General features: G+C 69.7%; 17 protein-coding genes. 4 read left to right on the forward strand and 13 right to left on the reverse strand.

From position 1 onward, the window contains the following. Window positions 1-49: 49 nt before the first annotated feature. On the forward strand, window positions 50-781 hold the full coding sequence (locus BST28_RS06900; protein WP_083080458.1) for a helix-turn-helix transcriptional regulator: 732 nt from the start codon (window positions 50-52) through the stop codon (window positions 779-781). A gap of 21 nt (window positions 782-802) precedes the next feature. On the opposite strand, the gene ctaD is transcribed toward BST28_RS06900, so the two are convergent. Beyond that, on the reverse strand, window positions 803-2515 hold the full coding sequence (gene ctaD / locus BST28_RS06905; protein WP_083080535.1) for an aa3-type cytochrome oxidase subunit I: 1713 nt from the start codon (window positions 2513-2515) through the stop codon (window positions 803-805). A 119-nt stretch (window positions 2516-2634) separates the two neighbouring features. After that, complete coding sequence (locus BST28_RS06910) at window positions 2635-3537, reverse strand: pseudouridine-5'-phosphate glycosidase (protein WP_083080460.1); 903 nt, start codon at window positions 3535-3537, stop codon at window positions 2635-2637. Between the two features lie 99 nt (window positions 3538-3636). Between BST28_RS06910 and BST28_RS06915 the strand changes: the two genes are divergently transcribed. Continuing rightward, complete coding sequence (locus BST28_RS06915; RefSeq protein ID WP_019739078.1) at window positions 3637-4575, forward strand: GmrSD restriction endonuclease domain-containing protein; 939 nt, start codon at window positions 3637-3639, stop codon at window positions 4573-4575. Window positions 4576-4585: 10 nt separating this feature from the next. On the opposite strand, the gene BST28_RS06920 is transcribed toward BST28_RS06915, so the two are convergent. From BST28_RS06920 to dapC, 4 genes are all read right to left on the reverse strand, one after another. Further along, a complete protein-coding gene (locus BST28_RS06920) occupies window positions 4586-5770 on the reverse strand; it encodes a PPE family protein (protein ID WP_083080462.1) in 1185 nt (394 codons plus the stop codon). Between the two features lie 8 nt (window positions 5771-5778). After that, complete coding sequence (locus BST28_RS06925; protein ID WP_019738254.1) at window positions 5779-6078, reverse strand: PE family protein; 300 nt, start codon at window positions 6076-6078, stop codon at window positions 5779-5781. Window positions 6079-6417: 339 nt separating this feature from the next. Then, complete coding sequence (locus BST28_RS06930) at window positions 6418-7545, reverse strand: PPE family protein (protein WP_234808211.1); 1128 nt, start codon at window positions 7543-7545, stop codon at window positions 6418-6420. A gap of 382 nt (window positions 7546-7927) precedes the next feature. After that, complete coding sequence (gene dapC, locus BST28_RS06935; protein ID WP_083080466.1) at window positions 7928-9046, reverse strand: succinyldiaminopimelate transaminase; 1119 nt, start codon at window positions 9044-9046, stop codon at window positions 7928-7930. A 145-nt stretch (window positions 9047-9191) separates the two neighbouring features. On the opposite strand from dapC, the gene BST28_RS06940 reads away from it, so the two are divergent. After that, window positions 9192-9740: a PadR family transcriptional regulator gene (locus BST28_RS06940; protein ID WP_083080536.1), complete on the forward strand. Its 549-nt coding sequence runs from the start codon at window positions 9192-9194 to the stop codon at window positions 9738-9740. Window positions 9741-9750: 10 nt separating this feature from the next. After that, window positions 9751-11793 (forward strand): FAD-dependent oxidoreductase, encoded by a 2043-nt coding sequence (locus tag BST28_RS06945; protein ID WP_083080468.1) that lies wholly within the window; start codon window positions 9751-9753, stop codon window positions 11791-11793. On the opposite strand, the gene BST28_RS06950 is transcribed toward BST28_RS06945, so the two are convergent. From BST28_RS06950 to BST28_RS06980, 7 genes are all read right to left on the reverse strand, one after another. Then, the gene (locus tag BST28_RS06950) at window positions 11790-14342 is read right to left on the reverse strand and encodes a bifunctional FO biosynthesis protein CofGH (RefSeq protein ID WP_083080470.1); all 2553 of its coding nucleotides are present in this window, start codon (window positions 14340-14342) and stop codon (window positions 11790-11792) included. The genes BST28_RS06945 and BST28_RS06950 overlap by 4 nt on opposite strands. Window positions 14343-14409: 67 nt before the next feature. After that, on the reverse strand, window positions 14410-14820 hold the full coding sequence (locus tag BST28_RS06955) for a hypothetical protein (protein WP_207570055.1): 411 nt from the start codon (window positions 14818-14820) through the stop codon (window positions 14410-14412). Between the two features lie 179 nt (window positions 14821-14999). Further along, on the reverse strand, window positions 15000-15926 hold the full coding sequence (gene mshB / locus BST28_RS06960) for an N-acetyl-1-D-myo-inositol-2-amino-2-deoxy-alpha-D-glucopyranoside deacetylase (RefSeq protein ID WP_083080474.1): 927 nt from the start codon (window positions 15924-15926) through the stop codon (window positions 15000-15002). Between the two features lie 38 nt (window positions 15927-15964). Next, window positions 15965-16867, reverse strand: coding sequence for a hypothetical protein (locus BST28_RS06965; RefSeq protein ID WP_234808212.1), 903 nt, complete (start codon window positions 16865-16867; stop codon window positions 15965-15967). Between the two features lie 253 nt (window positions 16868-17120). Beyond that, the gene (locus tag BST28_RS06970) at window positions 17121-18959 is read right to left on the reverse strand and encodes an ABC transporter family substrate-binding protein (RefSeq protein ID WP_211662790.1); all 1839 of its coding nucleotides are present in this window, start codon (window positions 18957-18959) and stop codon (window positions 17121-17123) included. Between the two features lie 83 nt (window positions 18960-19042). Continuing rightward, window positions 19043-20926 (reverse strand): translational GTPase TypA, encoded by a 1884-nt coding sequence (typA, locus tag BST28_RS06975; RefSeq protein ID WP_029249332.1) that lies wholly within the window; start codon window positions 20924-20926, stop codon window positions 19043-19045. Window positions 20927-21010: 84 nt separating this feature from the next. After that, window positions 21011-21400 (reverse strand): MarR family winged helix-turn-helix transcriptional regulator, encoded by a 390-nt coding sequence (locus BST28_RS06980; RefSeq protein ID WP_100227011.1) that lies wholly within the window; start codon window positions 21398-21400, stop codon window positions 21011-21013. Between the last annotated feature and the right edge of the window lie 33 nt (window positions 21401-21433).

Raw genomic sequence — 21433 nt, forward strand, 5'->3', positions numbered from 1 at the left:
AATTCGTTCCATTAAATTTGCGAACAACTCCTCAACGAGAGGCCCATCGATGCACCACCAGTCCGACCCGCGGCGCGGCGCCAATCGCACTCAGCGGTTGCCCCGTAACCAGCAGCGGGAACGGGTGCTGCGGCTGGTCACCTGCGCCGCCGGCGCGGTGGATGCCTCCGAGATCGCCGCGCAGATGGGCTTGCACGTCACCACGGTGCGCTTCCACCTCGACGCGCTGTGCGAGGACGGTTCCGTCGCCCGCACCCGGATCAAGCGGGACGGCGTCGGGCGCCCCCGCACCGGGTACGTCGCGGTACGCGACCGGTTGGATTACCGCAGCCTCGCCGAGATCCTCGCGATGGAGCTCGGCGACACCGCTGCCGAGCGCCGCCAGCGCGCCGAACGGGCCGGCCGACGCTGGGCCGACCGAATCCTGGCCGACGCCGCCTCCACCGATCCCGTCGAGTCGATCGGGCCGGATGCCGAGTCCGGCGTCGACGCGTCCGCCGACCGGATCGCCTCGGTCTTCGAGCGCATGGGCTTCGGCCCGGAGATCACCGAGGCAGTCGACGCCGGTGAGGGCCGGCGCGAGTGCACGATCCGGCTGCACGCCTGCCCGGTCCGCGACTTGGCACGCGCTCACCCGGAGGTCAGCTGCGCCATGCATCTGGGCCTGCTGCGCGGACTGCTCAACGGCGAGGGAGCCGACACCCCGAAGGCGACACCGCGCGCCGAGTTGGACCCGTTCGTCGAACCGGAAATGTGCATCGCCAAGGTGATCGGTCGATAGCCTCGGCTCGCGACGCCGCGGTCAGCCGGTGACATCCGCACGGTGTCTGATGTGGAGCTCATCGCGCAGCCGGGGCACCATGTGCGGGTAGTGCAATTCGAAAGCGGGCCGCTCCGAACGGATCCGGGGCAGCTCGGTGAAGTTGTGCCGCGGCGGCGGGCAGCTGGTGGCCCATTCCAGCGAGTTGCCGTAGCCCCAGGGGTCATCCACGGTGACGACCTCGCCGTAGCGCCAGCTGCGAAATACGTTCCACAGGAACGGCAATACCGACACGGCGAGGATGCATGACCCCGCGGTGGCGACGATGTTGAACGGCTGGAATCCGTCGGTGGGCAGGTAGTCGGCGTAGCGGCGCGGCATACCCGTGTTGCCCAGCCAGTGCTGCACCAGGAAGGTGGTGTGGAACCCGATGAACGTCAGCCAGAAATGCAGCTTGCCCAACCGCTCATCGAGCAACCGGCCGGTCATCTTCGGGAACCAGAAATAGATGCCGGCGAACGTCGAGAACACGATGGTGCCGAACAGCACGTAGTGGAAGTGCGCCACCACGAAATAGGTGTCGTGGACGTGGAAGTCCAGCGGCGGGCTGGCCAGCATCACCCCGGTCAACCCACCGGCCAGAAACGTCACCGCGAACCCGAGCGAGAACAGCATCGGCGTCTCAAAAGTCAACTGGCCCTTCCACATCGTGCCGATCCAGTTGAAGAACTTCAGCCCGGTCGGCACCGCGATCATGAAGCTCATGGCCGCGAAGAACGGCAACAGGACCGCGCCGGTGGCGAACATGTGATGCGCCCACACCGCCGTTGACAGGCCCGCGATACTCATCGTCGCGTACACCATCTGGGTGTAACCGAAGAGCGGCTTGCGGGAGAACACCGGGAAGATCTCGGTGACGATGCCGAAGAACGGCAGCGCGACGATGTACACCTCCGGGTGTCCGAAGTACCAGAACAGGTGCTGCCACAACAGCGCTCCGCCGTTCGCCGTGTCGTAGATATGCGCGCCCAGGTGCCGGTCGACGGCCAGGCCCAGCAGGGCCGCGGTCAGCAGCGGGAAGACGATCAGCACCATGATCGAGGTGACCAGGATGTTCCAGGTGAAGATCGGCATCCGGAACATCGTCATCCCCGGCCCGCGCATGCACACCACGGTGGTGATCATGTTGACCCCACCCAGGATGGTGCCCAGACCCGAGACCGCCAGCCCCATGATCCACATGTCGGCCCCGGCGCCGGGTGCGTGGGTGAGGCTGCTCAACGGGGCGTAGGCGGTCCAGCCGAAATCGGCGGCACCGCCGGGCGTCAGGAATCCGGCGATGACGATCAGCCCGCCGAACAGAAACAGCCAGTAACTCAAGGCGTTGAGCCGCGGGAACGCCACATCCGGGGCGCCGATCTGCAGCGGCAGCACCAGATTGGCGAAACCGAAGACGATCGGGGTCGCGTAGAGCAGCAGCATGATGGTGCCGTGCATGGTGAACAACTGGTTGTACTGCTCGTTGGACAGGAACTGCAGTCCCGGCACGGCCAGTTCGCCGCGCATCAGCAACGCCATCAGCCCACCGGTCAAAAAGAAGCTGAACGTGGTCACCATGTACAAGATGCCGATCAGCTTGTGGTCGGTGGTGGCGATGACCCGGTAGACCAACGTCCCGCGCGGGCCGCCTCGGGAGGGATACGGGCGGACCGGCGAGAGCTGCCGGCCGAGCACGCGCGCGACGCCCCGGTTCATCACGTCAGCCATCGGCCGCCTCCCGCCGAAGTCCTAGCCCCGTCGGCGGTGAGCGTGCCGGCCAGACCAGCGGTTATAGCGGTCCATACTACGTGAAATCGGTACCCGGGGTCCCGGGCTTACCCGGCCGCGTACGCGACGGCGACCTCCCCGGCCAACCGCGCATTACCCAGCACCAGTGCGATATTGGCGGTGACCGAGGCGCCCCGGGTTCCGCGGTGAAAATGGTCCAGCAGAAACGGGGTCACGTCCTTGCCGCGCACCCCCGCCGCCTCGGCGGCGGCCAGCCCGTCGGCGAGCACCCGGTCGTGCAGGGCACGATCCAGCTCGTCGTCCGCGGCGATCGGATTGGCCAGCACCAGTCCGTAGCGGTCGGTGCCCAGCCTGGTGCGGGCCCGCAGCACCGCCGCGGCCTGCGCCGGGGTCTGCACCTGCCAGTCGATGCGGTGGCCGGAGTCGGCGAGATAGAAGGCGGGGAAGCGGTCGGTCCGGTAGCCGATCACCCCGACCCCGAGCGTCTCCAACCGCTCCAGCGTGGCACCGATGTCCAGGATGGATTTGATGCCCGAACACACCACCAGCACCGGGGTGCGCGATAGCGTCGTCAGGTCCGCGGATTCGTCCCAGCTCTCGCGTGCGCCGCGGTGCACACCGCCCAAGCCGCCGGTGGCGAACACCGTGATGCCCGCCGCCGACGCCAGGTGCGCCGTCGAGGCGACCGTGGTTGCGCCGTCCCCACCGGCGGCGGCCAGCATCGCGATGTCGCGCACGCCGACCTTGACCGCGGTTCCCGCGGTGGCCAGGTGGTGCAGCGACCCGTCGTCGAGACCGATGTGTGGCTCGCCCGCGAGGATCGCGATGGTGGCCGGGACCGCGCCCGTCGAGCGCACGGCCTGCTCGATCTCGCGGGCGATGCGCAGGTTCTCCGGACGGGGCAGGCCGTGCGTGATGATGGTGCTCTCCAGCGCCACCACGGCCCGGCCGGCGGCCAACGCATCGGCGACTTCGGGTTGGATGCGCACCGCCCCACCTTATGGCGGGCGCAAAGGGTTCGCGCCCGGCGATCGTGTCGGAGCAGGCTGATAGCGTCCGCGGCAGCGCAGCGAGACGGGAAGGTAGCCGTGGTCGAGCAGGGACACAACTGGCCGGGGTATGCCGTGGTGGCGACGGCCTTATCGGCCTTGTCGGCGTTGGTGGCTGTCTCGCTGGTCACTTCGGCCGCTCCCGCACCCGCCGACCCGGTCCCGGTCGGTGCCGGCGACGTCTCGGTCGAGCTGGCCAAACTCGAGGCCCTTCCGGTCAAAGGCCGCGCCCCCAAGACCGGTTACGAGCGCGAGATGTTCGGCCCGGCGTGGAGCGACGATGTGACGGTGCCCGACGGGCACAACGGCTGCGACACCCGAAACGACATCCTGCGCCGCGATCTGGTCGACATCGAGATCAAGCCGGGCACCAACGGTTGCGTGGTGCTCTCCGGCATGCTGCACGACCCCTACACCGGCACCGCGATCGTCTTCCAGCGCGGCCGGGGCACGTCCCGGGCAGTGCAGATCGACCATGTCGTGGCATTGTCGGATGCCTGGCAGAAGGGCGCCCAGCAGTGGGATGACCTCACCCGGCGCAACTTCGCCAATGATCCGCTGAATCTGCAGGCCACCAGCGGGCCGATCAATGAGCAGAAGGCCGACGGGGACGCTGCAACCTGGTTGCCGCCCAACAAGTCCTACCGCTGCGCCTACGTCTCCCGCATCGTCGAGGTGAAGTCCGGCTACGGCCTGTGGGTCACCCAGGCCGAACACGACGCGATCGCGCGGGTTCTCACCGGCGAATGCGGGGCGTCCACGGGCGGGCCGGCCCCGCCCGAGCCGGCGGACGGCACGTCACCGGCGCAGCCGCCGCCGGGCGAGCCGGTGCCGTTCCTCGCCCCGGACGACGGGCCGTCGGTGTACTTCCCGAACTGCGCGGCCGCGCGCGCCGCGGGCGCCGCGCCGATTCTGGCCGGGCAGCCCGGATACCGGTCCGGGCTGGACGGCGACGGCGACGGCATCGCCTGCGAGTAGGCGCGCGCCGTCATCCGGCCGAGAACGGGCGTGCCATCACCTTGTGCTGGAAGCCGTACCGGGGGCCGGACCCCCGGCCTCCCGCCCCGGCACCGGCCAGCGGCATCCCGCCCATCAGGCTTCCGGCCCCTTCGGCGTCGGGGCTGATGGCGGAGACGGTGCTGACCGGTATCGGCGCGGCCGAACCTGCTGCGGCGCCGGCCGCCGTCCAGCTGGCCGGCACCGACAGCCGACCGGCCGCCGCGGCAGTGCCCAGGCCCGCGGCCACCGGTGCTGCGCCGCCGAGTTGGGCGCCCAGTCCGGCCGCCGGTAGTGCCGCCGGCAATGCCCCCGCGGCCGCCTTGGCACCATCACCGGCGGCCTTCGCCGCGGCGCCGGCCGGCGCCAGCGCCTTCGACAGGGAGACCGCGCTGTTGACCGCACCGGTGGAGAAGTGCGCGATCGCGATGCTGCTCTGCGTCGGAGCGACATAGGACGTCCACGGCGCCAACAGGTTGGCAATCGGACTTCCCGGTGTGTACTTCAGGCCCACCAACGCGTACAGATCGCCGAGCATGCTGTCCAGCGGCGACGTCGACGAGTCCGCCGCGCCGGCCGCCGACGAGGCAGGTGAGGCCAGGCTCGCCAGCGCCGATTGCAAAGCCGAGACCAGTTGCGCGGTCTGCGATTCGTCCGCGGTCGGATCGGGCGTGCTGAACGGGGCCACCTGCGACGCCGACGCCGACTGCCCGGCATACCCGTACATGGCGGCGGCATCGCGGGCCCACATCTCCCCGTAATCCGCCTCGGTCACCGCGATCGCCGGGGTGTTCTGCCCCAGCACGTTCGTCGAGACCAGCGCAGACAACCGGGTGCGATTGGCATCGACATCCCCCGGGTGCACCACCGCGGCCAGCGCGGCCTCGTACGCGGTGGCGGCCTGCCGTGCCCGCCCGGCGGCCTGTTCAGCCCGCGCAGCTGTGGCGTTCATCCATTCCAGGTAAGGCGCCACGGCCACTGCCATCGACGCCGACGCAGGCCCGAGCCATTCCTCACCCGTCAGTGCGGTGACGATCGCCTCGTAGCCGGTGGCCGCCGAATTCAGCTCGGCAGCGAGCCTGCTCCACGAGGACGCCGCAGCCACCAGCGGTGACGAGCCCGCGCCGGAATACATTCGCGCGGAGTTGACCTCCGGCGGCAACGACCCGAAATCCATTGCGGGAACTAACTCGCCACCGTGGCGTTGACCGCTTCGGTCACCGCGTATGACTCGGAGCTCAGCGCCAAGGTCCGCACGAACGCCTCGTGAATCGCGGTGGCCTGCGCGCTGACCTCTTGATAAGCGTGGGCATGAGCCGCGAACAAGGCTGCGGTCAAAGCCGATACCTCGTCGGCGGCCGCCGGCGGCAAGACGGTGGTCGGGCCCGCAGCGGCCGCGTTCTGCGCGGCCACCACCGAGCCGATACCCCGCAGACCACTGGCGGCAGCCGCCAATGCTTCCGGTTGTGTGTTGACGAACGACATCTACCACTCCTCATTGTTCTTTTGCGCCAGCGCACTTCGAAAGACGTTGCTTGGCAGCCTAGGTCGGCCTGCGCCTGCCGGCCGCCGGCCGATGTCGATGGCCCCGCCGCCACACGACGCCCTACATTCGCCGTTCAGGGTGCACCCGAATGCCACCCGACCGGCCCTGAACACCGCAAACGCCGCGGAGCCGGGCGGGAAATCGGTGGGCGCAGCGCGCCGCCATGGTTGGCGTCAGAGAAAGAATCCCAACGCGGATAATGTTTTCGGCGATGCCGGCGAACCATCCGGACAGCCCGCGACGGCAGAACCCGCGGGGAGATTTCACACCGGGGCCGGCTAGCCGCCGGCCGGGTGAGGGGTTAACACGTTGTACCGGAAGCCGTATCGGTTGACATAGCCGTCACTGCGCCGGGGCGCGCCGGCGCTCATCGGCATCCCTCGCAGCAGGCCCCCGGGCTGACTGTCGACAGCGCTGGAGGCGGGAACAGTCTGTGGCGCAGACACTTCCGGGGTCATTGCGGGCGCCGCGCTGACCCAACCGGGGGGCACCGACAACTTTCCCACCGCTGCGGCTCGTCCGAAGCCGGCTGCCGGGACGCCCGCCGGCCGGACTGCACCCGCGGTGGCCGGAAGCGGTATCGGCGGGGGCGCTACCGGCGCCTCGGCGGACGCCGACGGCGCAAACGCTTTCGAGATGCCGAGCAGGTTGGCCGGGGTGGAGGCGAGTCGCTGCACCACCTGCTCACTGGTGGTCAGGTTCTTCACGATCTGCGGCAGGTGCGCCTTGAGCTCCTCCCAGGTCGCCGGCTGCGACGGCGAGGAGGAAATCCGCTCCAGCACTTCGCGTATCGCGGTGACGAGCTCCGTGGAGGATCGCTGCTGGGCGGCGGACCCGACCGCCTGGGCGACCGCGGTCTGCTGACGACCTTCGCCGCTTGTTGCGGTGGTCGCCGGCGGTGTCTGGAACGGTGTGACCATCGAGGCGACCCGTGAGGCCCCCGCGTAGCCGTACATCACGGCGGCGTCCTGCGCCCACATCTCGGCGTACTGCGCCTCGGCGGCCGCGATCGCCGAGCTGTTCTGTCCCAGCAGATTCGTGGCTACCAGCAGACTCAGCAGGCTCCGGTTCGCTGCGACCTCGGCAGGCGGAACTGTTGCTGCGTAGGCGATTTCGTAGGCACCGACAACAGCGCGGGCGTAGCCGGCGGCCTGCTCGGCGTGGCTGGCGGTGGCGCTCATCCACGACACGTAGGGCCCGACCGCGGCAAGCATCGCCGCTGCCGACGGTCCCCACCACGAGGCGTCGACCACCTGGGTGATCAGTGCCTGGTAGAGCTCCGCCGCCGAATGCAGTTCCTCGGCAAGAGCACCCCAGGCGCAGGCGGCCCCCAGCAATGGGGCCGACCCGGCGCCGGAATACATCCGCGCCGAGTTGATCTCCGGCGGCAACGCTCCGAAGTCCATCACCACAACCCCTCGCGCCTATCTCCGGACCGCTCTCCCCCGCCGCCCTCGAGAACTGTGTGTCGCTGTCTGCGGCCGTCGGCTTGTGGCTGACGCTAATACGGTCGGCGCATCCGCCCGGCCGCGAGCAGTGCGCCCGGCTCGAACACCGGGCATGGGGCGGGCCGTCGGGGCCGTGGGCTCACACCGTCGCGGAGAAGGCCGGTGCCACAGCCATTACCTGCACCAACACGCCGTCCCGGCGGCCCGCCGATGCCGCATCGGTGCCCTCGGGCGTGGCGGTTCCCCTGTCGGCCCGCAGAAAGAATCTCGGGGTGCGATAACTCGGCGCACGCTTCGGAGCGGGGTGTGGCCCAGGGGTGCTTTTTCCGTTGGCCGCGGTTCAGCCACCCGATCCGAGCCGGTCGGCCGCCGCGGCGATCCGCTCGTCGGTGGCGGTCAGTGCCACCCGCACATGCTCGGCGCCGGCCGGACCGTAGAACTCCCCCGGCGCCACCAGGATGCCGCGCTCGGCCAGCCAGCCGACGGTGCGCCGGCACGGCTCGCCGCGGGTGACCCACAGATACAGCCCGCCGTGCGACAGGTCGACGGTGAATCCGGCCGCGCGCATCGCCGGCAGCAGCGTCTCGCGGCGGCGCGCATACCGGTCGCGTTGCTCGCGTTCGTGCGCGTCGTCATCGAGCGCGGCGATCATCGCCGCCTGCACCGGGGTCGGCACCATCATCCCGGCGTGTTTGCGCACCGCGAGCAGTTCGGCCACCACGGCGGGGTCGCCCGCGACGAAACCGGCCCGATAGCCGGCCAGCGAGGAGGTCTTCGACAGCGAGTGCACGGCCAGCAGGCCGCTGTGGTCGCCGTCGCAGACCTGCGGGTGCAGCACCGAACGCGGTTCCGTGTCGTCCCAGCCCAGCCCCAGGTAGCACTCGTCGGAGACCAGCAGCACCCCGTTCTCGCGGGCCCAGCCGACGACGGCGCGCAGTTCGTCGGCGGTCAGGATGGCTCCGGTCGGGTTGCTGGGTGAATTCAGGTACACCAGAGCCGGGGGCGAGCCGTCGAGTCGCTGCGGCGCGTCACTGCGCACCCACGGCGCCCCGGCCAGCCGGGCGCCCACCTCGTAGGTCGGGTAGGCCAGTTCCGGAACGACGACCACATCCTCGCCACCGAGGCCGAGCAGGGTCGGCAGCCACGCGATGAGTTCCTTGGTGCCGATCACCGGGAGCACGGCCGACTCCGCAAGCCCGGTGATCCCGTAGCGGCGGGCCAGCGCCGCGACCGCCGAGGCCCGCAACCCGGCCGTGCCGGCGGTGGTGGGATAGCCCGGCTGCGAGGAGGCCGCCGCCAGCGCGTCACGGATGACCTGGGCGACGGGATCGACGGGGGTGCCCACCGACAGGTCGACGATGCCGTCGGGATGCGCTTTGGCCAGCGCCGTCACCTCGGCCAACGTGTCCCAGGGGAAGGTCGGCAGCGCGGCCGACCTGCCGCCGTGTCGGGGGCTCACGGGGCTGCGGCCAAACGCGGCGGGTTCATCGGTTCCTGATAGTAATCGCGCCGCTACGGCCACCGGCACCAGCCGCCCCGCCTATGCGCGCAGTTGCACTGCAACTAGTTGCATAGCTCGGGTGCGGGTGCCTATGCTCACGCCCGTGGCCCTTCCCCACGCGATCCTGGTGTCGCTGCGTGAGCAGGCCGGCTCCGGCTATGAGCTCGCCAGCCGATTCGACCGGTCGATCGGCTACTTCTGGAGCGCCACCCACCAGCAGATCTATCGCACGCTGCGCACCATGGAAGCCGACGGCTGGGTGCACGCCACCGAGGTCGCCCAGCGCGGCCGCCCGGACAAGCGGGTCTACACCGTCGCCGAAGCGGGCCGAACCGAGTTGGCCCGCTGGATCGCCGCCCCGCTGGCCGGCCGCGGGAGTTCGGTGGTGGACAACCGATTGCGGGAGCTGGCGGTCAAGGTCCGCGGTGCCTGCTACGGGGACGTCACCGCCGTGCGCGAGCAGGCGATCACCCTGCGGGCCGAGCGTTCCGCCCGGCTGGACGTCTACCGGGCCCTGGAAAAGCGGCAATTCCCGGATCCCGCCACGCTGAGCGGGTCCGCCCTGCACCAGTACCTGGTGCTGCGCGGCGGGATTCGCGCGGAGCAAAGCGCGATCGACTGGCTCGACGAAGTTGAGGAGGCACTGCGGTGAGGGCGGCACTGTGACATCGGAATCCACCAACCCGTATCCGATCCTGTTGTCCCCGTTGGATCTGGGGTTCACCACCCTGGCCAACCGGGTGGTGATGGGATCGATGCACACCGGCCTGGAGGACCGCGCCTCCGACATCGGCAAACTGGCCGAGTACTTCGCCGAGCGGGCCCACGGCGGTGTCGGGCTGATCATCACCGGCGGATACGCACCGAACCGGACCGGCTGGCTGCTGCCGTTCGCCTCGGCGATGATCAGCTCGGCAGACGCCCGCCGCCACCGCCGTGTCACCGACGCGGTGCACGAGGCCGGCGGCAAGATCCTGCTCCAGGTTCTGCACGCGGGACGCTATGCCTACCACCCGTTTTCGGTCAGCGCTTCGGCGATCAAGGCGCCGATCAACCCGTTCCGGCCGCGGGCGCTCTCGTCACGGGGAGTCGAATCGACCATCGCCGACTTCGCCCGGGCGGCCGAACTGGCCCGCGAGGCCGGTTATGACGGTGTCGAGATCATGGGCAGCGAGGGCTATCTGCTGAACCAGTTCCTGGCGCCGCGCACCAACAAACGCACCGACCGCTACGGCGGCACGGCGGCCAACCGGCGCAGGTTCCCGGTGCAGATCGTGGCCCGTACCCGCGCGGCGGTCGGACCCGATTTCATCATCTGCTATCGGATGTCGATGTCCGACTACGTCGAGGAAGGCCAGAGCTGGGACGAAGTGCTGGCGCTGGCAACCGAAGTCGAGGAGGCCGGGGCCACCCTGATCAACTCCGGCTTCGGCTGGCACGAGGCCCGGGTGCCGACCATCGTGACGTCGGTGCCCAGCGGCGCATTCGTCGACATCTCCCACGCCGTCGCCGAGCACGTCAGCATCCCGGTGGTGGCGTCCAACCGGATCAACATGCCGCAGGCGGGCGAGCAGATCCTCGCTGAGACGTCGGTGCAGCTGATCTCGATGGCCCGCCCGATGCTGGCCGATCCGGAGTGGGTGCGCAAGGCCGCCGCCGGCCGGGCCGACGAGATCAACACCTGCATCGCCTGCAACCAGGCCTGTTTGGACCATGCCTTTGTGCACAAGAAGGTCTCGTGCCTGGTCAATCCCCGGGCCGGCCACGAGACCACGCTGGTCCTGCGCCCGGTCCGGCAGCGCAAGCGCATCGCGGTGGTGGGCGCCGGACCGGCCGGGCTGTCGGCGGCGGTGACGGCCGCCGAGCGCGGCCACGAGGTGACGCTGTTGGAGGCGAACGAGTTCGTCGGCGGCCAATTCGACCTGGCCAAGCGGATTCCCGGTAAAGAGGAGTTCGCCGGGACGATTCGCTACTACACGACCATGCTGGACAAGTACGCGGTGACGGTGCGACTGGGCAACCGCGCCCACGTCGAGGAATTGACCGGCTTCGACGAGGTGATCCTGGCCACCGGGGTCAGGCCCCGGATCCCGCAGATCCCCGGCATCGAGCATCCGATGGTGCTGTCCTACGCCGAAGCCATCACCGGCCGGCCGGTCGGAGAATCGGTGGCGGTGATCGGCGCGGGTGGGATCGGCTTCGACGTCAGTGAGTTCCTGATCGTGGAGAATGCGGAGTCCTCACCGACGCTCAACCTCAAGGAGTGGAAGGCCGAGTGGGGTGCCGCCGACCCCTGGGAGGCCCGGGGTGCGCTGGTGCCGCCGGATCCGGCGCCCCCGGCCCGGCAGGTCTATCTGTTGGCCCGCACGGCGGGAGCACAGGGCCGCAAGCTGGGCAAGACCAGCGGCTGGGTGCATCGGGCATCGTTGAAGGCCAAAGGAGTCCAACAGCTCTCCGGGGTCAACTATGAGCGGATCGATGACGATGGGCTGCACATCAGCTACGGCCCGAAGAGGTCACGGCCGCAGGTGCTGGCGGTGGACACCGTGGTGATCTGCGCCGGACAGGAGTCGGTGCGCGACCTCGAGGACGGATTGCGGATGCGCGGCGTGAGCCCGCACGTGATCGGCGGCGCAGCGCTGGCCACCGAGCTGGACGCCAAGCGGGCCATCAAGCAGGGCACCGAGCTGGCCGCCCGCCTCTAGTTTCCCGCCGGCGAGGGTATCGGCGCGTAGTCGGTGGTGCGCTGCCGAGCCGGTCGGCCGATGCCCTCGGCGATCCCGACCAGCTCGGCGATGGTCTTGGCCGAACCGTGCTCGGAGCCGGCCATCCGGGAGATGGTCTCCTCCATCAAGGTGCCGCCCAGATCGTTGGCCCCGCCGCGCAGCATCACCTGGGTGCGCTCGACGCCCAGCTTGACCCAGCTGGTCTGGATGTTGGGGATACGGCCGTGCAGCATGATCCGCGCCAGTGCGTGCACCGCGCGGTTGTCGCGGTGACTGGGGCCGGGCCGCGCTCCACCGGCAAGATACAGCGGCGAACTCTGGTGCACGAACGGCAACGGCACGAACTCGGTGAAGCCACCGGTGCGGTCCTGGATGTCGCGCAGCACCCGGAAGTGCCCTATCCAGTGGCGCGGGGAATCGATGTGGCCGTACATCATCGTCGAGCTGGACCGCAGCCCGACCTCGTGCGCGGTGGTGACCACCTCGACCCACATCGAGGTAGGCAGCTTGCCCTTGGTCAGCACCCAGCGGATCTCGTCGTCGAGGATCTCCGCGGCGGTGCCCGGGATGCTGCCCAGGCCCGCTTCGCGCAGGCTGATCAGCCACTCGCGAATACTCAAGCCGCTCTTGGACACTCCGTTGGTGATCTCCATCGGAGAGAAGGCGTGCACGTGCATCGACGGCACCCGCTCCTTGACCGCTCGCACCAGATCGGCATAACCGGTGACCGGCAGCTCCGGGTCGATCCCGCCCTGCATGCAGACCTCGGTGGCGCCGGCCAGGTGCGCTTCGTAGGCGCGTTCGCCGACCTCGGCGTTGGACAGCGAAAAGGCGTCGGCATCGCCTTTGCGTTGGGCGAACGCACAGAACCGGCAGCCGACGTAGCAGACGTTGGTGAAGTTGATGTTGCGGTTGACCACGTAGGTCACGTCGTCGCCGACGACCTCGCGCCGCAGTGAATCCGCCAGCGCGGCAACGGCATCCAGCGCCGGACCATCTGCGGTAGCCAGAGCCAGGTACTCGGCGTCGGTGCAGCCGGCCGGGTCGCGCTCCGCCGAGCGCAGGGCGGAAAGCACGTCGGTGTCGACACGTTCGGGCGCTCGCGCGGCCAGTTCGTGGATCTGTTCGCGGATGGATTCCCAATCCCCGAAGGCACTGCCGAGATCACTGCGGGTCTCGGTGGCCCGCCCGTCGACATCGATGGCGGTGTGCAGGTCCACCCGGCCGCTGGACTGCACTTCGTCGGGCTCCTGCCACGCCATCCCGACCGGGTTGACGTCGCGCGCCCAGCCGGTGGCCGGGTCGGCCAGCGCCGCGACGTGCGGGCGTACCCGCGGATCGATCCACGCCGCACCGGCCTGCACGTAATCGGGCTGGGCGGTCAGGCGCTGCACCAGGTCGTAACCGGCCCGCTCGGTGACGGCAGCCAGGTCGTCCAGCGCCGGCCAGGGCCGCTCCGGATTCACGTGATCGGGGGTCAGCGGCGACACCCCGCCCCAGTCGTCGACCCCGGCGGCGATCAGCGCCAGACACTCGTCGGCCGAGACCAGATTGGGTGGCGCCTGGATACGCATCTTGGGGCCCAGCACCAGCCGGGCCGCCGCCACCGTGGCCAGGAAGTCTTCGAAGCCCGCGTCGGGCGTCGACGCCATCGCGGTGTGCTCCTTGGCCCGGAAGTTCTGCACGATCACTTCCTGGATGTGCCCGAACTCCTTGTGCACCTTGCGGATCGCGTGCACGGTGTCGGCGCGCTCGTCCAGTGTTTCGCCGATGCCGACCAGCAGGCCGGTGGTGAACGGGATCGAGAGTCGGCCGGCATCGGCCAGCGTGCGCAGCCGTACCGCCGGGTCCTTGTCGGGGCTGCCGTAGTGGGCCAGGCCCTTGGTCTCGAAGAGCCGCCGAGACGTGGTCTCCAGCATCATGCCCATCGACGGCGCCACCGGCTTGAGCCGTGACATCTCCGACCAGCTCATCACCCCGGGGTTCAGATGCGGCAGCAGGCCGGTCTCCTCCAGCACCCGGATGGCCATCGCCCGGACATAGGCCAGCGTGCTGTCGTAGCCCCGCTCGTCGAGCCACTGTCGCGCCTCGGGCCACCGCTCCTCGGGCCGGTCGCCCAAGGTGAACAGCGCCTCTTTGCATCCCAATTCGGAGCCGAGGCGGGCGATCTCGAGGATCTCGTCGGGCCCCAGGTACATCTGCTTACCCTGCGCCCGCAGCACCCCGGGGACCGTCACGAAGGTGCAGTAATGGCAGGTGTCGCGGCACAGGTGGGTGACCGGGATGAACACCTTGCGTGAGTAGCTGACCGGCAGCCGGCCACCCGGCCCGCGCCGCCCGCCCGACACCAGGCCGGCGTCGCGCACCCGGGCCGCGCTCGCACACAGGTCGGCCAGGTCAGCGCCTCGCGCCGTCATCGCGATGGCGGTTTCCTCGATGTTGAGAAGGACGCCGTCGCGGGCTCGCCGCAACACGCGGCGCAGCGCCGACGGATTCGTCATCCGCGCGCCCCCCGGAATCTCGCGCATGCCATACGCGCCACAGTAGTCGGCGCGCCAAGTCGGCCGACGGCCGCAGGGCGTGCCCGCCCGCCCGTCAGGGTTCGCCGGCCGGCCGGCCGGTGGACAGCGCCTGGCGGCGGCGCCACAGCAGCCACCCGGGCGGGGCGCTGCCCAGCACGATCATCAGCAACACGCCGTAGGCCATCACCCCGCGGTCGGCGAAGATCAGGTCGTCGCCCGGGCCGCCGAACGTCATCAGCGCGATCGCCAACAGCCAGGTCCACAGCGGTAGCGCGGCCAGCCGCAGCGACGACGTGCAGCGCAGCGCGATCCACACCAGTCCGGCATTGACCAGGCCCCCGACCAGGGCGCTGAGCGGAAAGGGGACGGCGCCGATGTGCGCCGGCAGCAGCAGGGCGGTGGAGACGGCGCAGAGCACGCCGTCAACGGCCAGCAGGGCCAGCACCGGGAAGTTGAGTGCCGAACCCGGCGTATCGGCATTCATCGCGGGCTCGGTGAGCGGCGCGACTGGGCTCAAGTGGGGATGCTGTCCAGCTGGCTGACCAACGAACCGACCATCCACTGGTAGCTGTCCAGCCACCACTGCCAGTGCTCCAAGTTCGGGTCCAGATCGGGATCCATGCCTAAACCACCTAAGTCCTTGCCACTACGGCGCGAAACAGCTCAGCAGGAGCTTACCCCGTTCCCGGCGGCACCGAGCTGAAGTCCGGCCAGCAGATCGGTTTCCCAGCCCCGCGCATCGCGCGGACCGGCGCTGCCGGCGGCCAGCACGTAGTGCTCACTGTCCAAGATGGGCTGAGCAATGTTGTTGGACAACGCAAACGCACGGCCGGTGGGCCCGACGGCGACCTGTGTGGCATGTGCCGCCATGGCCGCCACTTTGGCCGGGAGTGACTCGGCGGCCTCGATGACCGCGTCGATCCGTTCGTCGGGAAACTCCGCGACCGTGCCGGCGGCGGCGTCGTCTTCGGGCAACGTCCAGTGCGGCAACCGGTCGGCGTCCCGCAGTGCCCGCCGGGCGGCCCGCGAGGCGCTGGCGGCGGTCACCGTCCAGTACAACTTCGGCGTGGCCCAGCCCGGGCCGGGCCCGGTGGCGTCGTCTGCCGCGGCCGCCACCGTTGCGGTGGTCACGTGGTGGGCGTGCACATGGTCGGGATGGCCGTAGCCGCCGTGCGGGTCGTAGCTCACCACCACGTGCGGACGCAGCCGCCGGATGACCTCCGCCAGGGCCGCGACGGTCTCGGCGTCGTCGGCGTCGATGAACCGCTGCTGTCGGCGGGGCGGGGTGCCGTCCATGCCGGAATCACGCCAGCGTCCGGCGCCGCCGAGGAACTGCGGTGCACCGACGCCCAGTTCCCGCAGCGCGGCGGCGAGTTCGCCGATCCGGTAGCCGCCGAGCTGGTCGGCGTGACCCACCGCCAGCTGCGCCCAGCGATCCCCGATGACCTCACCCTCTTCGCCGAGTGTGCAGGTCACGACGTGCACGTCGGCGCCGCGGGCGGCGTAATGGGCGATCGTCGCCCCGGTGGTCAGCGTCTCATCGTCGGGATGGGCGTGCACGAACAGCAGCCGCGGGGTCTGATCCGACACGGCCCGAACTCTACCGATCGGCTGGATGGCGCCCGGCGTCAGAAGATGCCGAGGATGAAGCTCGCCAGGTAGCTGGGAATGTCGAGGTCGGCCAGCAGCAACGCGAGGTTGTCGTGCAGAACCGCGGAGACCACGTCCGGGCTGAACGAGGCCAGCAGGGCGTCCCAATCGGCTCCGAACGCGGCGACGCCCGGATCGAAGTCACCGAACAGGCTGTTCTGCAGTTCGGCACCGCCCAGATCGATGCCGAGCAGGCTGTTCAGCGCCTGCTCGTTCTGGGCCACGATCGAGTTGTTGGCGATGAAGATGAAGTGGGCGATCTCACTGGCGGGACTGCCGTCGTCGAACTGTCCGACGACACCCAGCTGCGCCTCCACCAGGGCGTTGTTGAACGCCAGTTCCGCGGCGCCGATGCTGCTCAGCAGCGACTGGTAGGCGGCCGGGAGACCCTGCATGATCAAGGAGATGCCGGCAACGGCGTTCGCGGCCGCGCTGCCCGCAGCTTGCTCGCTTCCGCCGAACGCACCGACCGCCGGGGCGCCGAAGACGCCGAGGTCGGGTGTGAGCGGCACCGAGCCCAGCACGCTTTGCGCATCGAATCCCCCGCCCTCGCCGAGCAGGGCGTTGATCGCGCTCTCGTCCAGGTCGCCGGAGTTGAATATCGAGCCGTCGCCGAGCTCACCCTCGCCGTTGCCCGTCAGCAGATCCCCCAGGTTGATCTGCTCCGCGTCGCCGCCACCGCCGCCGGCCATGTCCGGCCGGACGTGGTTCTCGATGGTTTCGATGATCGGGTTCGCGTCGACGTTCGCCGCGGCCATGTCGAAGTCGCGAATCTGCACATCGGGAAGGGACGGTGTCGACGGAGTCAACGCCGCGACCACCCCGGTTACGGAGAGTGCTGCAGCCGCCACCAGGGCGCACCGGTGAACGAGGTGTTCCATCAACCATCCCCTCCCAGTGTGGCGTGCAAGCTGCTTAATAATATCCAAGAATTATCTGTGCGCAAGACTGCGGATCGGTCCGACACCGGCCTGGGAACGGCTCCCACCCGCCTGGGAACGTCTGGCGCCTCTCGACCGTAACCCCGGCGGCCGGGCTCCGGGCCGTCCCGGGGTCCAGCTCTCAGCAAACCGGAAGTATTCGCGTCAGCGCAGAGCTCGCATCGGGTGGCCTCCGGTCGCCGCGCGATCGGCGCTACGGCCGCTTCACCCAGATTCCGGCGTCGCCGACGATGCCCACCGGCACCGCCCCGGACAGGCTGACGTTCGTCACGCTCGGGCCGACGGCCACGATCGTGGTGTCCTGGAGGATCGGCAGCACCGTCGCCATGTTCCACAGCCGCGGTTCGACGGCTGCGATCACCTCGCTGATGGACTTGCTGCCATCCAGTGCCGCATCGATCTCGTCCTGAATGCCGTGGTCGCAGACGCCGGTGATGTTCGACGGGGCCTGCACCAGCGCCCCGGAGCCGGCCGGGCGCGGTGGCGCCTTCGACGTCGGGGTGGTCGGCTCGGTCACGGGTGACGGCGACGGCGGGGCCGGGGCACGCGGCGGAGCCGGAACGCCGGATGTGGGCACGGTGGTGGTCTCCAGCGCGATACAGCCGTATCGCGAGGCCAGCAGTGTCGCCAGGTCGCCCCCGGCCTGCTGCCAGCCGACGATGGCGTCGACCTGATGGGTCACCAGCGCCTCGCGGTAGAGCTTCACCGGGTCCAGCGGCAGCACGGTGGCCGCGATCCCCACGTTGCGCAATTGGTCTGCGGCGGTGTTGGCCACCGCCACCGAGGTCGGGTCGTTGGCCGCCACCCCGATGACCAGCGACAGCTGTTCGCCGCCCTTGCTGATGCGCCCCCGGGTGATCTCCGGCGGGTGCGGCCGGGGCGGCTCGGCTCCCGCCGGTGGCACCAGCGCGGACGGCGGTGCGTCCTTCTCGATGCGGTATCCGGCCGCCTGCAGCAGCGCCAGGGCCGCCGAGTCGGACATGGCCGGTGGGGCCGTCGGCACGTAACCGGGGTCGCTGGGAGTGCGGATCTGGGCCTGAGCCAGGGTGACGGTGTTGTCGCTACCGGCACCCACCGTGGCCAGCAGTCCGACGTCGAGCAGCCCCAGCAGCGCCCGGCGAACCCGCACGTCGGCCAGCTTGGGTTCGGCGGCCCGCAGCGTCAATTGCATCACCCGCGGCGTCACGACCCGGGAGGTCTGCACGCCGGGGATCACCGACAGTTGGGCGAAGGCCGCCGAGCCGCCGTGCACCTGGGCCACCTGGGTGTCACCGTTGCGGATGGAGTCGGCCAGGGCGGCCGGCGACCCGGCCCGGCGGAACAGGACCAGATCCGGCTTGGCCGGCGGGCCCCAGTAGCGGTCGTTTCGGGCGAGCAGGATCGCGTCACGCTGCGGGTCGATGTTCTCGACCCGGAACTGGCCGCCGGTGACCGGCAGCGCCCGGGCCAGCCCGGCCGGGAAACCGCCGGGCACGTCCTTGACGATGTGCGCCGGCAGGATGTTGCTGAACAACTCCCGCCAGGCCGGATACGGCTTAGCGAAGGTGACCACCACCTGCTTGCCGCCGTCGACGGAGTGCACGCCGGTGATCAGGTCATAACCCGCCGGGTCGACGACGCCGGGCTGGCTGACCATCTGCTGCCACAGGTACCAGAAGTCGTCGGCGGCAATCGGTGCGTTGTCGGTCCAGGACGCCTCGGGCCGGATCCGGTAGGTCACGGTGAACGGCGCATCGTCGGTCACCTCGGCCGACACCAACAGCGTCGGGTCCATCTCCCAACGCGAACCGGTCGGCGTGCCGGGGTCCCGGATCGGTCGGAAGGCACTGGGCAACACCAACGCGCTGATGGCGGCGGTAACCGCCGACAGATCGGAGCGCAGATGCGGGTTGAAGCCCGCCCCGATCGAGTCGATACCCATGATGATCTGGCTGACCCGCTGGGGCGGCGGCGCGGGGCTCTTCGGGGTCTCGGTGCTCTGCGGCGCCGGCGGCGGATTGACCGTGCACGCCTGGCTCAGCACCAGCAGCATCGCCGTAATCAGGGCGCCCGCCGTCAGAGGAGCGCGGCGCACTGATTTCGGCACGGCCACCAGGGTATCCGGGCCGCCCAAATCTAGAGGTTCTTGGCCCGCGCGCGGTTGCGCGCCCGCAGCGTCGAGTCCAGCTCAACCTTGCGCACCCGCACCACCTCGGGAGTGACCTCGACGCACTCGTCGGCGGCACAGAACTCCATCGCCTGCTCCAGGTCCAACTCGATCGGTCTGGCCAGCGTCTCCATCACGTCGGCCGTCGACGACCGCATGTTGGTCAGCTTCTTCTCCTTGGTGACGTTGATGTCGAGATCCTCGGCACGCGGATTGATCCCGACCACCATGCCCTGGTAGGTGTCCTGGCCCGGCTCGACGAAAAATTGACCGCGGTCGGCCAGCTGGATCAGCGCGAACGGGGTGATGGACCCGGCCCGGTCGGAGACCAGCGACCCGGTGTGCCGGGCGCGGATCTCACCGGCCCACGGCTGGTAACCCTCGAACACCGCGTTGGCGATGCCGGTGCCGCGGGTCTCGGTGAGAAAGTCGGTGCGCCAACCGATCAGGCCACGGCTGGGGATGATGAACTCCATCCGCACCCACCCGGTGGTGTGGTTGGCCATCTCGGTCATCCTCCCCTTGCGGGCGGCCGCCAGCTGGGTGATGGCGCCGACATACTCCTCGGGACAGTCGACGGTGAGGTGCTCGAACGGCTCGTGCACCTTGCCGTCGATCTTCTTGGTCACCACCTGCGGTTTGCCCACGGTCAGCTCGAAGCCCTCGCGGCGCATCTGCTCGACGAGGATGGCCAGCGCCAGCTCGCCGCGGCCCTGCACCTCCCAGGCGTCCGGGCGCCCGATGTCGACCACCCGGACCGACACGTTGCCGATCAGCTCGGTATCCAGCCGCGTCTTGACCATGCGCGCGGTCAGCTTGTGGCCCGAGACCTTGCCGGCCAGCGGTGAGGTGTTGGTGCCGATCGTCACGGAGATCGCCGGCTCGTCGACGGTGATCCGCGGCAGAGGGGCCGGGTCGACGGGGTCCGCCAAGGTATCGCCGATCATGATGTCGCCGATGCCGGCGACGGCGACGATGTCACCGGCGACGGCCTCGTCGGTCGGGGTGCGCTCGACGCCGACGGTGACCAGCAGCTCGGTGATCTTGGCCGTGGTGGTCACCGGCTCACCGTCGACCTCACGCATCCAGGCGACCTGCTGGCCTTTGCGGATGCGGCCGTTGTAGACCCGGATCAAGGCGAGCCGGCCCAGGAACGCCGAGGCGTCGAGGTTGGTGACCAGCGCCTGCAGCGGCGCCTCCGGGTCACCCGAGGGCGGCGGCACATGTTCGAGCAGCACGTCGAACAGTGGATCGAGGTTGTCGCCGTCCGGGACCGAGCCGTCGGCCGGCGCGGTGGTGCTGGCCACCCCGGCCCGGCCGGACGCGTAGAGCGTCGGCAGCCCCAGTGCGTGTTCGGCGGCGGCCTGCGCCTCGTCGTCGAGGTCGCTGGCCACGTCGAGCAGCAGATCGTGGCTGGCCTCGACCACCTCGGCGATGCGGGCGTCGGGGCGGTCGGTCTTGTTGACCACCAGGATCACCGGCAGGTGCGCTGCCAGCGCCTTGCGCAGCACGAACCGGGTCTGCGGCAGCGGCCCCTCGGAGGCGTCGACCAACAGCAACACCCCGTCGACCATGGACAGTCCGCGCTCGACCTCCCCGCCGAAGTCGGCGTGGCCGGGGGTGTCGATCACGTTGATGACGGTGACGGTTCCGTCGGGGTGGTGGCGGTGTACGGCCGTGTTCTTGGCCAGGATCGTGATGCCCTTTTCCCGCTCCAGATCACCGGAGTCCATCACCCGGTCGGCGGCCTCGCCGCGTTCCTGCAGGGCCCCGGACTGGCGGAGCATGGCGTCGACCAGAGTCGTCTTGCCGTGGTCTACGTGCGCGACGATGGCGACGTTACGAAAGTTCACCGGGCGATTCTGCCAGCGCACCCCGTCAATCGCGAAAACGAGGCACCCGAAGCCGCCAAGGTCACAGTCGGCTCTCAGGCCCGGTCACAGACCCAGCGGGGACTCGGCGCTGAACCGCTCCAGTTCCTGCAGGTGCAGCTCGGTCAGCGCTTGCAGACACTCCGCTGCCGCCTCGGTGAGCTGTAGCCGAATCACCCGCTGGTCTTCACTGTCGCGGGTCCGGGTGACCAGCCCGGCCGCTTCGGCTCGCTGGATCAACTCGCCGGCGCTGTGATGGCGCAGCAGCAGGTATTCGGCGATGTCACCGACCGTCGGGCCCCGCGAGTCGCTGTGACCTCGCACCGCCAGCAGCAATTGGTGCTGCGCGGGGGTGAGCCCGGCGGCCTGCGCCTGGTCAGCGCTCCAGCGCTCGAAACGCCGCAGCCGGGTCCGGAAGGTCAGCAACCGGGTGTAGACGTCGTCAGGCAGTCCCACGCCGGTCACTTTATGCTGCCCGCTGTGCTCGCG

Origin of the sequence: Mycolicibacter kumamotonensis (assembly GCF_002086285.1) — a bacterium.
GTDB lineage: Bacteria > Actinomycetota > Actinomycetes > Mycobacteriales > Mycobacteriaceae > Mycobacterium > Mycobacterium kumamotonense.

Coding starts and splice junctions, on each gene's coding strand:
- BST28_RS06970 (WP_211662790.1), bottom strand. CDS start 18,959: ATGCTGCTGGTGCTGAGCCAGGCGTGCACGGTCAATCCGCCGCCGGCG.
- BST28_RS06920 (WP_083080462.1), bottom strand. CDS start 5,770: ATGGATTTCGGGTCGTTGCCGCCGGAGGTCAACTCCGCGCGAATGTAT.
- BST28_RS06925 (WP_019738254.1), bottom strand. CDS start 6,078: ATGTCGTTCGTCAACACACAACCGGAAGCATTGGCGGCTGCCGCCAGT.
- BST28_RS06955 (WP_207570055.1), bottom strand. CDS start 14,820: ATGAATGCCGATACGCCGGGTTCGGCACTCAACTTCCCGGTGCTGGCC.
- BST28_RS06900 (WP_083080458.1), top strand. CDS start 50: ATGCACCACCAGTCCGACCCGCGGCGCGGCGCCAATCGCACTCAGCGG.
- BST28_RS06950 (WP_083080470.1), bottom strand. CDS start 14,342: ATGCGCGAGATTCCGGGGGGCGCGCGGATGACGAATCCGTCGGCGCTG.
- ctaD (WP_083080535.1), bottom strand. CDS start 2,515: ATGAACCGGGGCGTCGCGCGCGTGCTCGGCCGGCAGCTCTCGCCGGTC.
- BST28_RS06965 (WP_234808212.1), bottom strand. CDS start 16,867: ATGGAACACCTCGTTCACCGGTGCGCCCTGGTGGCGGCTGCAGCACTC.
- BST28_RS06930 (WP_234808211.1), bottom strand. CDS start 7,545: ATGGACTTCGGAGCGTTGCCGCCGGAGATCAACTCGGCGCGGATGTAT.